Source organism: Desulfuromonas sp. (assembly GCF_002868845.1).
Taxonomy (GTDB): domain Bacteria; phylum Desulfobacterota; class Desulfuromonadia; order Desulfuromonadales; family BM501; genus BM501.
This window is the reverse complement of record NZ_PKUB01000015.1, coordinates 57,155-71,478: the sequence shown is the minus strand read 5'-3', so window position 1 is coordinate 71,478 and position 14,324 is coordinate 57,155. Positions and strand designations below refer to the sequence as shown.

The 14,324-nt window shown below is 65.5% G+C and carries 10 protein-coding genes and 1 pseudogene; 6 read left to right on the top strand and 5 right to left on the bottom strand.

Annotated features, from left to right (window positions below):
* The first annotated feature begins 4 nt into the window (after window positions 1-4).
* Window positions 5-1,900 carry a tetratricopeptide repeat protein gene (locus C0617_RS04215; protein WP_291315766.1) on the top strand — a complete coding sequence of 632 codons (1,896 nt, stop codon included), beginning with the start codon at window positions 5-7 and terminating at the stop codon, window positions 1,898-1,900.
* A gap of 148 nt (window positions 1,901-2,048) precedes the next feature.
* Here the strand turns inward: C0617_RS04215 and mrtJ (C0617_RS04210) are convergent, their stop codons facing one another.
* The 5 genes from mrtJ (C0617_RS04210) to C0617_RS04190 all read right to left on the bottom strand — a co-directional run bounded on the left by mrtJ (C0617_RS04210) (window position 2,049) and on the right by C0617_RS04190 (window position 7,234).
* A complete protein-coding gene (gene mrtJ, locus C0617_RS04210; protein WP_291315765.1) occupies window positions 2,049-2,474 on the bottom strand; it encodes a JDVT-CTERM system glutamic-type intramembrane protease in 426 nt (141 codons plus the stop codon).
* Between the two features lie 5 nt (window positions 2,475-2,479).
* Window positions 2,480-4,534, bottom strand: a complete 2,055-nt coding sequence (locus C0617_RS04205) for a JDVT-CTERM domain-containing protein (RefSeq protein WP_291315764.1) — start codon at window positions 4,532-4,534, stop codon at window positions 2,480-2,482.
* A gap of 156 nt (window positions 4,535-4,690) precedes the next feature.
* Window positions 4,691-4,879 (bottom strand): hypothetical protein, encoded by a 189-nt coding sequence (locus C0617_RS04200; protein ID WP_291315763.1) that lies wholly within the window; start codon window positions 4,877-4,879, stop codon window positions 4,691-4,693.
* 376 nt (window positions 4,880-5,255) lie between these two features.
* A complete protein-coding gene (gene mrtJ, locus C0617_RS04195; RefSeq protein ID WP_291315762.1) occupies window positions 5,256-5,681 on the bottom strand; it encodes a JDVT-CTERM system glutamic-type intramembrane protease in 426 nt (141 codons plus the stop codon).
* A gap of 5 nt (window positions 5,682-5,686) precedes the next feature.
* Complete coding sequence (locus tag C0617_RS04190) at window positions 5,687-7,234, bottom strand: JDVT-CTERM domain-containing protein (protein ID WP_291315761.1); 1,548 nt, start codon at window positions 7,232-7,234, stop codon at window positions 5,687-5,689.
* A gap of 620 nt (window positions 7,235-7,854) precedes the next feature.
* Here C0617_RS04190 and C0617_RS04185 point away from each other — a divergent pair.
* The 5 genes and pseudogenes from C0617_RS04185 to C0617_RS04165 form a co-directional block, all read left to right on the top strand.
* Window positions 7,855-8,966 (top strand): annotated as a pseudogene (locus C0617_RS04185) (M1 family aminopeptidase); the annotation flags it as partial.
* A gap of 1 nt (window position 8,967) precedes the next feature.
* On the top strand, window positions 8,968-10,507 hold a 1,540-nt coding region (locus C0617_RS04180), incomplete at its 5' end, for a DUF3458 domain-containing protein (RefSeq protein ID WP_365888898.1).
* Between the two features lie 145 nt (window positions 10,508-10,652).
* Window positions 10,653-11,546 (top strand): SDR family oxidoreductase, encoded by an 894-nt coding sequence (locus C0617_RS04175; protein ID WP_291315760.1) that lies wholly within the window; start codon window positions 10,653-10,655, stop codon window positions 11,544-11,546.
* Between the two features lie 335 nt (window positions 11,547-11,881).
* Window positions 11,882-12,007, top strand: coding sequence for a hypothetical protein (locus C0617_RS04170; protein ID WP_291315759.1), 126 nt, complete (start codon window positions 11,882-11,884; stop codon window positions 12,005-12,007).
* A 169-nt stretch (window positions 12,008-12,176) separates the two neighbouring features.
* Window positions 12,177-14,321 carry a HEAT repeat domain-containing protein gene (locus C0617_RS04165; protein ID WP_291315758.1) on the top strand — a complete coding sequence of 715 codons (2,145 nt, stop codon included), beginning with the start codon at window positions 12,177-12,179 and terminating at the stop codon, window positions 14,319-14,321.
* The last annotated feature ends 3 nt before the right edge of the window (window positions 14,322-14,324 follow it).

The window sequence follows — 14,324 nt, the reverse complement described above, 5'->3', positions numbered from 1 at the left end:
CTCCATGAAGAGAACTGCCTGGCACATCCTGCTGATCGCCCTGGCCGGCCTCGCCGCCTACGCCAACACCTTCGGCGCGCCCTTCGTCTTCGACGACAAGTACGCCATTGTCGACAACCCGGTCATCAAGGATCTCGGAAACTTTGTCGGCGGAGCCGGCTGGGATTCCAACCCGAGACGCTTTCTCGGCTTTTTGAGTTTTGCCCTGAATTACCGCGGAGGCGGTCTCGAGGTCTCCGGTTACCATGTCGTCAACCTGGCGATCCACCTCCTCTGCGCCCTGCTCGTCTACGCCCTCTGTCGATCGATCGCCCGAACATCCCTGATGGGCGGGGGAGCTAAAACAGTGGAGGGCGGCGCGGTCGCCTGCCTCGCAGGGCTGATCTTCGTCCTTCATCCTCTCCAGACACAGGCCGTCACCTACGTCGTCCAGCGCTTCGCCTCTCTCGCGACTCTCTTCTACCTGCTCGCTCTGGTCTTCTATCTGCGGGCCCGACTCGGGCAGGAGGCCGACGGTTCGCGCAGGGTCAGGACCTGGTTTCTCTTCCTGCTCTCTTTTCTCGCAGCCGGGGCGGCGCTCTCGACCAAGGAGATCGCATTCACCCTTCCCCTGGCCGTGATTCTCTGTGAGTTCTCCTTCTTCCGGGGCGGCATCCGGCGACGGATCATGGCCCTGGTCCCCTTTGCTCTGCTGACAGGAGGAGCGTGCCTCACTTTTGTGGGAGGGCAGAGGCCCCTGGGGGAACTCCTCTCCAGCGTGGACAGGCTGGCCCGGGAGACCGATGCGATCAGTCGATCCGATTACCTGCTGACCCAGTTCGCCGTTGTCGCCAAATACGTCGGGATGATTTTCCTCCCCCTCGGCCAGAACATCGATCACGATCAGGCGATCTACGACACGTTCTTTGCTCCGAAGGTCTTCTTCCCCTTCCTTCTTCTCACGGCCCTTCTCGGCCTTGCCCTGTGGCTTTACAGGGTGCGCGCCGGGGACGGGGAGTCACCTGCCGGCGATCGGGCCCCGAACCCGGCCTGTCGCTTGGCGGGCTTCGGCATCGTCTTTTTCTTTCTCGCTCTTTCCGTGGAGTCGAGCGTTATCCCCATTCGGGATCTCATGTTCGAGCATCGCCTTTACCTTCCCATGGCGGGGGTCGCTCTCGCCCTCGCCGCCGGTGCCGGTGCGCTTCGTCGCAGGATTCCTGAAAAGGCGTGGGTCATCGGGGTGGCCGCGGTGGTCCTCGCCCTCGGCGCCGCCGCCTTCATGCGCAACCAGGTGTGGGCGGACCCGGCGACCCTCTGGGGCGATGCGGTCGTCAAATCGCCTCAGAAGGCCCGGACCCACAGCGAATACGGGGAGGTGCTCCTCGGTCGCGGCGACCTCGAGAGGGCCCTGGGCGAGTTCAAGATCGCTTCGCGCCTGCGGCCCGGGAGCGCCTACCTGAGCAACAACCTGGGCGTCGCCTACCATCGCCTGGGAAAACTCGACATGGCTCTCCGCCACTACCGCCTCGGGCTCGAACTCGACCCCGGGTACGACGAGCTGCACGGGAACCTCGCCTCCGCCCTTGTTCAGGCGGGGAAGACCGATGAAGGGATCGCCGAGTACCGGGTCGCCATCAGCCTCGCTCCTCGCTCGGCGAGGAACCACCTCAACCTCGGCATCGCCTATCACCGGCTGGGACGGCTCGAAGAGGCGGCGGCCGAGTACCTGACCGCCATCCGGCTTAAGCCCGAGTACGCCAAGGCGCATCAGGGGCTCGGCGGGGCGTATATGGGGATGGGGCGGTACGTGAAGGCGGAGGAGCACCTGCGTCTGGCGCTACGGTTTGCTCCGGACGATGCCGCCGTGCGGCAACTGCTGGAGAGGGTGGTGGCAATGCGGAAAGAGGGGATGGGGAAATAGATTTGCAGATTAGTGTCAGTATTGCGGTGATCTGAAAAGGTTTCCCTCTCCCTCAGGGAGAAGGGCCCCACGGAAGATCAATGCTGATCAGAATAGACCTTGAGGGGGATCGGGTCCTGGTTTGAGGCCGCCTCCGCAGGGCGAAGGTTCAGGCCCCGAAGATCAGGAAGTACCCGGCGTTGTAGAGGACGTGAAGGATGGTGCCGGGCCTGATGCTGTCATAACGGTCGCGGAAGTGGCCGAAGAGCAGCGAGGGGCCGAGGACGGCCAGGGCCCAGAGGGGCGGGTGGTAGAGGTAGTGTGCCGCCACGAAGAGGGCGCTGGTGAGCCAGTTGGCCCCGCTCAGGCCGAGAAGGGTGCGGCCTCCGAAGGGGCGTTTCACCATTTCCCCCTGGATCAGGCCGCGGAAGGCGGCCTCTTCCAGCACCGGGTAGGCGAGGGCGGGCAGGAGGAAACGGGCCGGCTCCCGCAGGGGCCAGGACAGGTCGAGCGGGACCGGGTGGAGGAGATAGAGCCCGGCCAAAAAGAACGGGGCAGCCAGAATGGCTGCCCCGATTTGTTTGTCATGCCACATGGAGCCTAGCTTCTGCGCCGCCGCACCAGGTAGCCGAGGGCGCCGAAGGCAAGCAGGGGGAACATCGGGTCGATGCCAGCCGCGCCGCCGAGGGAGCAGCCGCCGCCGCTGTCGCCGTCGCTGGTGACGGTGATCACGGTCACCGTGCCGTCGTCGTTGCCGCCAACGTATCCGTCGTCATCATTGATGATGAAAGAGAGGTCGCGAATCTTGATGGTTCGAACGATCTGACCGGTGTCGCCGTCGTCCTCGGTGACGGTGGCGGTGATTGTCAGCATGTAACTGACTTTGTACGATTGGGCTTGGGCCGGCTTGAATTTGAGCCCGGGCAGGTCGGCGGGGTCGAAGGTCCACATGCCGCCGCCGTGGTCGATGCCGGCGGAGAAGGTCGAGCCGGCGGGGACGTCGGTTATGGTCACGACCAGGGTCTCGGAGCCGTCAAGGTCGGTGAGGAAGGCAGACAGGTCGAGGTCGCCGGTGTAGTAGTCGAGGGTGAAGCTGTTGCTGGCGTTGAGCAGGGGCAGGTCGGCGACGCCGACCACGTCGACATCGAGGACGCCACTGCAGTTGCAGGGCTCGTTGTCAGAAATGCGGGTGGCGTGGCCTGTGACCTCGAGGGTGAAATCAACGTTGGAGTTGGCCGGCGGGGTGATGGACAGCCCTGCGAGCTCGGCCGGGATGAGGGTCCAGCTGCCGCCGCCGTTGTCGGTGCCGGCCGAGAGGATGGCACCGGCGGGAACATTGGAGATGGTGACCGAGTCGAGGGTGACCAGGGTCGCGGCGCAGGGCGACAGGGCGATGTGGAGGGGGATAGGGGTGTCCTCCATGCCGCGGGCGTTGGTGAGCAGGAGGAAGCAGTCCCCGGTGGTGTACTCGACGGTGCCGTTCCAGGTGCGGGGGGTGAAGGTGCCTCCGCCGACGGGCGGTTCGGCAGCCGTATCGCCCTTGCCGATGCCGGTGGTGATGCGCAGGGTGCCGTCGGTGTAGCTGTTGGCACCGTTGGTGTAATTAACCCCCCCGCGACTTCCGTCAAGGTACATGAGCATGCCGACGGTCTCGCCGGCGCCGATGGTCAGGGTGGCGCCGACGTCGAAGGGGGTGGGGACATTGAATCCATTAGAGACCAGTGTGTCGCGGCCAAGTAGGGTCCATCCTGCGGGGTCGCTCTCATGGCCGACGAAGGTCCCCTCCCGGTACCAGATCTCCACCTCGCCCGTGGCACCACCGTCGAAGTTCCCTTCGAAGGCGCCGGTCAGATCGATGGCCTGTCCCGACTCGTTGGTCAGGTCGAACATGTTGCCCTGGAAGCTGTTGTTGGAAGCGAAGGTCGTGCTGAGAGTGGTCGGTTCGCCGCCTCCGCCGCAGGCAATGTTCGTGCAGTACTGGACCGCCAGGTCGGTGTAGACCTCTCCGGCAGCCAGGGGGTAGGCGAGCCCGACGGTGCCGTCGGCGTTCTCGACGCCGATGGATGTGTTGCTGTCCACCTCGGCGCGGAGGTAGTTGACCACGATGGTGTTGCTGCCCTCGAAGAGGATGTATTGGAAGGTGTTCGAGCCGGTGTTGGGCCAGCGGGGGGTGTCGTCGATTTGAACGACGAAGCGCCGGTTGGGGGTGGTGCCGAGGGTCTCGTAGTAGATGCTCGTCTGACCGTTGGCCGGGTCAAGGTCGTCCCAGAGGCCGGCGATGAGGTTGTCGATTTTGCCGCCGGCGGTCGGGATGGGGTCGCCGGAGCAGCAGCCGGCCGAGCAGCAGCCTGAGGAGGGGAAGTCGCTGAACCCGAGAAAGCCGTTGCTGGAGACCTTGAGTTCGGTGTAGTCGATCCCGTAGAAGTTGAAGGTGAAGCCAAGGGGGAGAAAGGGCGAACCCTCGTCGTCCCCGAGGGGGAGGAGAGTGCCGGTGGCGGCGATGTCCTCCCACTCGAAGGCCGGGCCGCCGGCCTCTTCGCTGTCAATGAAGGTGTAGCCGAAGCTGTCCGGCCCGCCGGTCAGGGCCAGGGTGGTCGCAGGCAGGGCGAGAAGCAGCGCCAGCGCGGCCAGTAGTGCGCAAATCTTTCCGTTCATTCAATCCTCCTTGGTTCAATTAAAAAAGGTGAGAAGGTCCCATCCTGAAGGTACGATTCTAGAACTCTGACTTTGTACACGCCGGGGGGATAAAAGTCAATGGAACGTGTCAGGGACCTAGCTGAGAGGATGACTGGCGGCTCTTTTGGTTTGGAATTATCCACTGCCACGCAACGCCGCATCGATATTCCAAGCTTGTCGTAACATGCCATGGCCCGCGGCGTCGAGCGGCGAGACTTCTTTCGCATGATTAGGACCGAACGTTTTTTGCATCGCCTTTCCACTCTCCTGCTTGAAATCTAAACGGCCCCCTTCCTGACTATTTCCATCTTCTGTTGGGTCCACAGGCCACCATCCATTCTATCTTCATGCGGAGATTGCTGACCGGGCATGCGGTTACCTTCATTGTCCGTCACCGGCGCAGGGAAAGGTCTTCGGCGGTTTTTTCTGGAGCTCAAAGGCGAAAACGCTGACGCTCCGGCCGATGAGCGCTTTTGGGTGGCAGGCATGTTGTCGAAATCCTTGAGTTGAAGAAGGGGGATTCGATCGGCCCCCGCTGAGAGGTCTCACCTCCGGAATTGACAGCCAGGGTCGCAAGGGCATTCGCGCGGGGTCGTCGCGGCGCCGCTGCCGTCCGTGGCCTTGCTCTCACCCTTGTCGGGGGTGATCGTGGAGGAACGGCGTGGTGAGTCGCTTCTGAAGGAGAACCCGGGTCTTGGGGCTAGGCCCCGAAGGTCAGGAAGTACCCGGTGTTGTAGAGGACGTGAAGGACGGCGCCGGGCCTGATGCTGTCATAACGGTCGCGGAAGTGGCCGAAGAGCAGGGAGGGGCCGAGGACGGCCAGGGCCCAGAGGGGCGAGTGGTAGAGGAAGTGCGCCGCCACGAAGAGGGCGCTTGCGGCCCAGTTGGCCCCGCTCAGGCTGAGCAGGGTGCGGCGTCCGAAGGGGCGTTTCACCAGTTCCCCCTGGATCAGGCCGCGGAAGGCGGCCTCCTCCAGAACAGGGTAGGCGAGGGCGGGCAGGAGGAAGCGGGCCGGTTCCCGCAGGGGCCACGACAGATCGAGCGGGACCGGGTGGACCAGGTAGAGCCCGGCCAAAAAGAACGGGGCAGCCAGAATGGCTGCCCCGATTTGTTTGTCATGCCACATGGAAACTAGTCTTTGCGCCGCCGCACCAGGTAGCCGAGGGCGCCGAAGGCGAGCAGGGGGAACATCGGGTCGATGCCCGCCGCGCCACCGAGAGAGCAGCCGCCGCCGCTGTCGCCGTCTGTGGTGACTACGATCACGGTGCCGTCGTCGTTGCCGTCGCTTGCGGTGTCGTCGTCGATGAAAGCTTCGAGGTAGATGACTTTGATGGTGTCCATCAGGGTCGTGGCGCTACCATCGTCCTCCGTGGCGGTAGCGGCGACGCCAAGATCCCATTTGACGTAGTAGCGCAGCCGGAAGGGCAGGGCGATTCGCAGGCCGTTGAGGTCGGCGGGGGTGAGCAGCCAGTTGCCGCCGCCCATGTTCACGCCAGCGGAGAGGAAGGCGTCGTCCGGGACGTTGGAGATGGTGACGGTCAGGGTTTCGGAGCTGTCGGTGTCGGTGAGTTCAGCTTCGATCTCAACCGGTACGACAATCTGCAAGCCGAAGGGGAAGGTGTTCTGGGTGGCAAGGGTCGGGTCGTCGGCGACGCCGATCAGGTCGACAAAGAGCGACTGGACGGCGGTCACCAATTCGTCCAGGGCGTTGAGAGCTTCGGCAGTGACGGTCAGGGTGATGTCGACGTTGGAGTCGGCAGGCGGGAAAAGTTGCAGGCCGTCGAGCTCCGCGAGGGTGAGGTCCCAGGTGCCGTCTCCGTTGTCGATGCCGGCGGACAGGGATGCGCCGTCGGGAACCCCGGAGATGACGATGCTCTGAACGACTAGGTCGCCGAGGTCCGGGAAGTCGGGGTTGAGGGAAATGTCGAGGGGAATGGCGGTGTCCTCGTCGCCGGAGGCCGGGGTGACGGCGAGGAACGAGGGGGTAATGTTGGCGGCATAGGCCACCACGTTGGCGGCGTAATTCTGCATTTGGGTTCTTATCCCGCCACTCCCATTGAGATAGAAGTCGAGGGGAATGGTGGAGTAGATGACCCAGCCGGCCCCGAAGGGGTAGGCGAAGGTGACGATGTGGGTCGGGTCGGTGGTGCTCAGCAAAAGGACCGCGTCTCCGGGGAGGCTGGCCGCCTCCGTGTAGCCGTGGCTGGAGGAGGTGCCAAGGTCCAGAGATGTGTCGTTGATGATCCCGCCGGGGCCGTCGGTGACGAGGGTGGTGTCATCAAGGACGTCTATGTCTCTGCTGTGGGTAAAATCGCGGAGGATGGTGAATCCCGCCCCGCCGGGCAGGATGGATTCAGCCGCAGTGACGTAACGGTCGTGGATGATCAGAACCATCCCGGCGTTGACGGCCGCCTCGATGTCCGCGAGGCGGGAGGTGTATTCAAAGCCATAGCTGCCATTGCTGGGGTTCTGGACGAACAGCACGTCGATGCCGGCCAAATCCCCGGCGGACAAGTCGGTTATCAGTACCGGGGTCTCTCCGGCTGTGGTGATGACAGCGGCCTGGGAGCTAACCCCCTGCTGTGAAGACATGTCGTAGTAGCCGACATTGGCAGCCAGGGAGTGCCCCGTCAGGAGCAGCAGTAGCGCGGCCAGAAGTGCGCAGATCTTTCCGTTCATTCAATCCTCCTTGGGTCAATAGAAAAAAGGTGAGAAGGTCCCATCCTGAAGATATGATTCTAGAACTCTAACCTTGTACACGGCGGGGGGGCAAAAGTCAACGGATAATCCCCGGAAAGTCCCCTTGCGGGGGTGCTTTAGTCTGAGGACGGGAAAGGGCGGGGGCAAAAAAAATGCGCGCCGCTCAGGAGGGAGAAACGACGCGCGAAGGAAGGTTGAAGAAGGTTTTTTTCTATATCGTTTTGGAAAGGAGAAGGATGAAGAACCGTCTCGTCGGCCCGCCTGCCACAACAGGCCTTTGATGGTTCCTACTATACGCCGGGGATCCAAGGTCTTCCACGTGGGAAGCCGTAAAAATGCGATGCATTTGGGACGTGCCGCGACTGTGCATTTGGACAGAGAGCGTCCCGCCAGCCCCCTTGGCACGGCATCGAATGGTGGGCAGCCGAACTCATTAAACCCTGTATTATCAATCCCTTTGATAATTTTCCCGGTTTGCGCTATGGTTCCGGGTGGGCGCGAGCGGCCCGGCGGGCACCTTCGCCCCTTCGCATTCGCTCATATATGGTCTCCCCCCCGCTTAGCCGAACAGCAACCCCCTTTCCCCAGGATTCAGAGCCATGACCGAGAAAACGCCCCAGCCGATCCACCGCGCCGACTACGCCCCCCCGCCCTACCTCGTCGAGAGCATCGAGCTGCACTTCGACCTCTCGGAGGAGACGACCCTGGTCCGCTCGCGCCTCGCCCTGCGCCGCAACCCGGCCGGGGCCGGCGGGCCCCTCGTGCTGAACGGCGAGGAGCTGCGCCTGCTCAACGTGCGCCTGGACGGCCGGGAGCTCGACCCCGCCGAGTATCGCCTCGACGAGGAGACCCTGACCTTGCCCCTGCCCGACCCGCCGCAGGCCTTCGCGCTGGAGGTGACCACGGCGATCCGCCCCGCGGAGAACACCTCCCTGGAGGGGCTTTACGTCTCGGGGGGCAACTTCTGCACCCAGTGCGAGGCCCAGGGCTTCCGCAAGATCACCTACTACCCCGACCGCCCCGACGTGCTGGCCCGCTTCTCGACCACGCTCGCCGCCGACCGGGTCAAGTTCCCGGTCCTGCTGGCCAACGGCAATCTCGTCGGGAGCGGCGACCTGGAGGGGGGCCGCCACTTCGCCACCTGGGAGGACCCCTTCCCCAAGCCGGGCTACCTCTTCGCCCTGGTGGCCGGGGACCTGGCCTGCGTGGAGGACAGCTACGAAACCGCCTCGGGCCGCTCGGTGGCCCTGCGCATCTACACCGAGGAGCGCAACCGGGACAAGTGCGGCCACGCCATGGCCTCGCTCAAGCGCGCGATGCGGTGGGACGAGGAGACCTTCGGTCTGGAGTACGACCTCGACATCTACATGATCGTGGCGGTGGACGACTTCAACTTCGGGGCGATGGAGAACAAGGGACTCAACGTCTTCAACTCCAAGTACGTCCTGGCCAAGCCGGAGACCGCCACCGACGCCGACTACCAGGGGATCGAGGGGGTCATCGGCCACGAGTACTTCCACAACTGGACGGGCAACCGGGTCACCTGCCGCGACTGGTTCCAGCTCTCGCTCAAGGAGGGTTTGACCGTCTTTCGCGACCAGGAGTTCTCCGCGGCGATGACCAGCCCGGCGGTGAAGCGGATCGAGGAGGTGCGCATCCTGCGCAACGCCCAGTTCCCCGAGGACGGCGGCCCGATGGCCCACCCGGTGCGNGGTGCGGCCCGAGTCGTACGTGGAGATCAACAACTTCTACACCACCACGGTCTACAACAAGGGGGCCGAGGTGATCCGCATGTACCACACCCTGCTCGGCCCCGAGCGGTTCCGGGAGGGGCTGCGCCTCTACCTGTCGCGCCACGACGGCCAGGCGGCGACGGTCGACGACTTCCTCGCGGCGATGGCCGAGGCGGGCGGGCGGGACCTCTCCCGCTTCGCCCTCTGGTACAGCCAGGCGGGCACTCCGGAGCTGGCGGCGGAGGCATCCTGGGACGAAGAGGCCCGGAGCTACACGCTGAGCGTGCGCCAGAGCTGCCCGGCGACCCCGGGCCAGGAGGCGAAGGAGCCCTTTCACATCCCCCTGACGGTCGGCCTGCTCGATGCGCAGGGGCGGGAGATCCCCCTGCGCCTGGAGGGGGAGACGGCCCCCGGGGCGGCGGAGCGGGTCCTCGAGCTGACCCAGGAGGAGCAGACCTTCCGCTTCGTCGACGTGCCAGAAAGGCCGGTTCCGTCGCTGCTGCGCGACTTCTCGGCCCCGGTCACCCTGCGCTTCGATTATTCCGACGGGGAGCTGGCCTTTCTCATGGCCCACGACGGAGATCCTTTCAACCGCTGGGAGGCGGGCCAGCAGCTGGTCCTGCGGGTCTCTGCCCGCCTCGTCGACCGGCACCGGCGCGGCGAGGCCCTGGAGCTCGATCCCCTGCTGGCCGAGGCCTTCGCCAAGACCCTGCTCGACACCGAGGCGGACGAGGCCCTGCTCGCCCTGGCCCTGACCCTGCCGGCCGAGACTTTTCTCGGCGAGCAGATGGAGGTCATCGACCCGGAGGCGGTCCGCGCCGTCCGCCAGTTCCTGCGTCGGGAACTCGCCCGCACCCTGGAGGCCGAGCTGATCGGCCGCTACCGCTCCCTGGAAGAGCCGGGACCCTACTCAGTGGAGCCACGGGCGGTGGGGCGGCGCTCTCTGAAGAACCTCTGCCTGGCCACCCTGATGACCCTGGAGGAGGGCGAGGGCGTCGGGCTCTGCCTGGAGCAGCTGCGCCGGGGGGGCAACATGACCGACGAGCTGGCGGCCCTTTCCTGCCTGGCCGACAGCGACCTGCCGGGGCGGCAGGAGGCCCTCGACGCGTTCTACGGCCGCTGGCGGCACGAGCCTCTGGTGCTCGACAAGTGGTTCACCCTGCAGGCGGCTTCCAAGAGGGCCGGGACCCTCGCCGAGGTGAAGCGCCTGGCCGCCCACCCCGACTTCAACATCAAGAACCCCAACCGGGTGCGGGCCCTGGTCGGCGCTTTCTCCATGGCCAACCCGGCCGCTTTCCACGCCGCCAGCGGGGAGGGCTACGCCTTTATCGCCGACCGGGTTCTGGAGCTCGACCCCCTCAACCCCATGGGGGCGGCGCGCCTGGCCGGGGGGCTGAGCCGTTGGCGGCGCTACGACGAGGGGCGCCAGCGATTGATGCGGGGTCAGCTGAAGCGCATCCTCGATACCGGCGGGATCTCCCGGGACCTGTACGAGGTTGTTTCGAAGAGTTTGGGGTAAAAACCGGGGGATTGCGCCCCCGGCGCCATCCTTTCTCTGACCGCCCAGAGAAAGGATGCAAAGAGAGGGCGCCCCAACGACTTGTCCGCCTGCGTCGAAGGGGGGGGCGAGGGGCAGAGAGCGATTTTTCAACAGGAGAAACAAGGTGAACAAGATACTGATCATCGGCTGCGGAGACATCGGCCGGCGGGTGGCGAAGCTGGCCATCGAGGGGGGGGGGACGGTGACTGCACTGGCCCGCTCGGAGAAGAGCGCCAAGCGCCTGGAGGCGGAGGGCGTCGCCGCGGTGCGGGGCGACCTCGACGGGATGGAGCCGATCGGCGGGCTGCCGACGAAGGGGGCGACGGTCTTCTATTTCGCGCCGCCGCCCGGCGGCGGAATGCTCGACACCCGGGTGCGGGTCTTCTGCGCCTCGGTGGAGCCGGGCGAGGAGCCGGCGAAGCTTGTTTACATCAGCACCAGCGGGGTCTACGGCGACTGCGGCGGGGCGACCGTGACCGAGGAGACGCCGGTCAATCCCCAGACCGCCCGGGCCAGGCGCCGCCTCGACGCCGAGACGCTGCTGGCCGGCTGGGGCAAGGGACGCGGCATCCCCGTGGTGATCCTGCGGGTGACGGGGATCTACGGACCCGGGCGGCTTCCCCTGGCCCGCATCCGGGAGGGCCACCCGGTGCTGCGCCCCGAGGACGCTTCCTACACCAACCGCATCCATGCCGACGACCTGGTCCGGGTCTGCCTGGCCGCGGCGGAAAAAGGGGAGGACGGCGAGATCTTCAACGTCAGCGACGGCCAGGCCGGCACCATGACCGAGTATTTCGAGGCCGTGGCCGACGCGGCCGGGCTGCCTCGGCCGCCTCGGATCGGCCTGGACGAGGCCCGCAAGGTGATGACACCCCTGATGCTTTCCTATATCGCCGAGTCGCGGCGCATGGACAACGCCCGGATGCTCGAAAAGCTCGGCGTACAGCTGCTTTACCCGACCCTGGAGGCGGGGCTGAGGGCGAGCCTGGAGGGCGGGCTTCCTCCACTTCGCAGATGAATTCGGCGCGGACGAAAACTCGCCTGCGGCTCGAGCAGTCGTCCGCGTTTTTTCCAAACTCATCCACTCCGCTTCGGCTGGGGCGAATGGGGAGAGCGAAAGCTTCTGTGCCACGCGGAGCGAAACGAGGGCGTGCACAATCGTTCGGGTCTTTTCAGTTCCATCGGGGCCGCCTCTTTGCAGGCTCCAGATTCCCGATTTTGCGTCCCTTTTGACCACTTCAAGGATTTCGCGATATAATTGTCGTGTAAGGTTCACCTCAAAAGAAGAAAGGGGGCTAGACCATGAAAAACGAACCTTGGAAAGAGCGTTGGCATGATTTGAAGGAAAGGGTTATGCATCCCTTCGGGGGGCACCACGAGGAGAGCCTCGGGGAGTCCGCGGAAGAATTGAAGGGGAAGGCTTCCGAGGAGGCCGAGAAGAAGACTGACGAGTCCACGGGGTCCGAATTCCGTGATTGAAAGTTCCCTCCGACGCTGAGGGGTGAAAACCGGCCGGATGGCCGGTTTTTTTTGTCCGCTCCCGGTCCGGGCATTTGTCGATTGAGGGCGGCCCGCCTTTCGTGCTAGGCTCCCGGGGTGAGGAATCTTCCCCGTTCTCCATCCCTGATCCGTCTCCGGAGGCCGTCCCTTGGCGCCAGGTGCCCCTGCCAGCAACGATCTTGACCTGGACGCCAAGGTCCTGGCCAACTTCATCTACGCCCTCAATATCTCCCGCCGTCATTTCGTTACCTACCCCGGCGATCATCCGATCATCGCTTCGGCCTCCGGCAAGGCTCTCGACCTCCTGAACCAGCTTTTGGCCCCCGGGGGGGAAATCACCCTGGGGATCGGCCGCAACACCCTCTTTCTGGGCGACGCAGAGCTGGACGAGAACGACCCGGTCTTCCGGGACCTCGCCCAGGATCTTTCCCGGCAAGGCGCCGCCGCCCTGGTCTTTCGTCCCGGCCTCGGGGCCGAGGACCTTGGCCGGTTCCACCGGATCATGGGGATGAGCCGCGAGCAGGTGCAGGAACAGGGGGGGATCGAGCAGGTGGCCGCCGGGGCCGGCCTGGAGCACCTGGTCATCAAGGGGGTCGACTACGGGGCCTTTGGGGCCGCCGAAGGGGCGCAGGGTCAGCAGGAGGACCTCTGGGGCCGCTTTATCCGTGCCCTCATGGCCGGCGATGTGAAAGGGGAGGGGGAGCCGGAGGGGATCGAGGATCCCCGTGCCCTGGCCCGGGTCATGAACGAGGGGGAGGACTTCCTCCCCGGCGGATCGGCGGCCGCCTACGACGAGACCATCGCCACCTTCCTCAGGGAGCTGGGCGACGAGGGGATGGAAGAGGGGGAGCGGGCCGAGGCCCTGGAAAAGATGAGTGCCCTGGCGGATGGCTTGAACCCCGGTCTTCGCAAGCAGCTCCTCGGCAGCGCCTTCAACTCCCTGGCGAGCCGCAGGGGGGTCGCCGAAGGGCTCCTCGGGCGCCTGCCCCAAAAGACGATCCTGGAGGTTCTGGAGGATGTCAACCTTCAGCGGGCCACGGTTCCCACGGCCATCCTGAAGCTCCTCGAGCGCTTCGCCCGCCTGGGCGAGGGGGCCTCCGGCACCCCGGCCGCTCCCGGGGTGCGCGATGAGGAGCGGGAGCGAATGCTCGGCGATGTCCTGGGACAGGACACCAGTGGGAACTACGTCCCCGAGGCTTACCGGGACAAGCTGGAGAGCCTGGTCGGTCTGAATCGCCTTCCCCCCGCCCAGCGCGAGGGGGTGGAGATGCTCAAGGAGTCGCTGGAGCCGCACCGGGTCGAAGTGCAGGCCGCCGCCGTCACCGTGGAGGTGCTCAGGTCGCTGGGGACGGACGAGGACTCGGAGGGGCTCAAGGACGGCCTGGCGGAGCACGTCGATTACCTGCTCGAGATGGGGGATTTCCTCGCCCGGGCGGAGCTGCACGAGCGCCTCGGGGGGGCCGGGTGGGCCGCCGGGGGGCTTCAGCCCCGGGACGACCTTCTCGCCTCCTTCGCCCGGAGCGCCTTTCTCGAGAAGGTCCTGGCCGGTCTCTCCGTCTGGGGCAAGTCCAAGTCCCCGGACATCCGGGCGCTCATCCTGCGGGTGGGAAGCCCCTTCGCTGAGCCCCTTCTCGACCTCTTGGCCGAGGAGGCGGACCGTTCGCGCCGGCGCTACGTCCTCGACTGCCTGCAGAAGCTGGGGGCGGCGGCGCGGCCCGCGGCCCTGCTGCGCCTGTCCGACGCCCGCTGGTACGTGGTCAGGAACCTGGTGCTGCTTCTTCGCAACCTCGGCGACCCCGGGGTCGCCCCCTATCTTCACCGCCTGATCCACCACCCCCACGCCCGGGTGCGGCAGGAGGTGTTCAAGGCCCTTCTGCATCTCGGCGACCCCCGCATGGAGCAGCTGCTGCTCAAGGGGCTGGACAGCCCCGACCCGGATGAGCGACTCCAGTTCATGCAGTCCGCAGAGAAAAGCCGCAGTCCGCAGGTTCTGGAAAAGTTGCTCGCGATCCTCGGCAGGGCGAGCGTGGTCGATTTCGAATTCGAGCTCAAGTGCGGCGCGGTCCATGCCCTGGCCGGGATCGGCAGCGCCGAGGCCATTCCGGAGCTGGAGCGCCTGCTGGAGAGCCGGCCGCTTCTGCACCGGCGTCAGCTTCACCGCCTCAAGGTCGAGATCGTGGGAAGCCTGGACCGGTATCCGGCGGGTGAGGCGCGCGGTCTGCTGGAGCGGCTGGCGAAGGTCGGCGGGAACGAACTGTCGGAGCTCGCCGAGGCGGCCCTGGCGAGGATCTAGAGG

Coding starts and splice junctions, on each gene's coding strand:
- mrtJ (WP_291315765.1), bottom strand. CDS start 2,474: ATGTGGCATGACAAACAAATCGGGGCAGCCATTCTGGCTGCCCCGTTC.
- C0617_RS04205 (WP_291315764.1), bottom strand. CDS start 4,534: ATGAACGGAAAGATTTGCGCACTACTGGCCGCGCTGGCGCTGCTTCTC.
- mrtJ (WP_291315762.1), bottom strand. CDS start 5,681: ATGTGGCATGACAAACAAATCGGGGCAGCCATTCTGGCTGCCCCGTTC.
- C0617_RS04215 (WP_291315766.1), top strand. CDS start 5: ATGAAGAGAACTGCCTGGCACATCCTGCTGATCGCCCTGGCCGGCCTC.
- C0617_RS04170 (WP_291315759.1), top strand. CDS start 11,882: ATGCATCCCTTCGGGGGGCACCACGAGGAGAGCCTCGGGGAGTCCGCG.
- C0617_RS04190 (WP_291315761.1), bottom strand. CDS start 7,234: ATGAACGGAAAGATCTGCGCACTTCTGGCCGCGCTACTGCTGCTCCTG.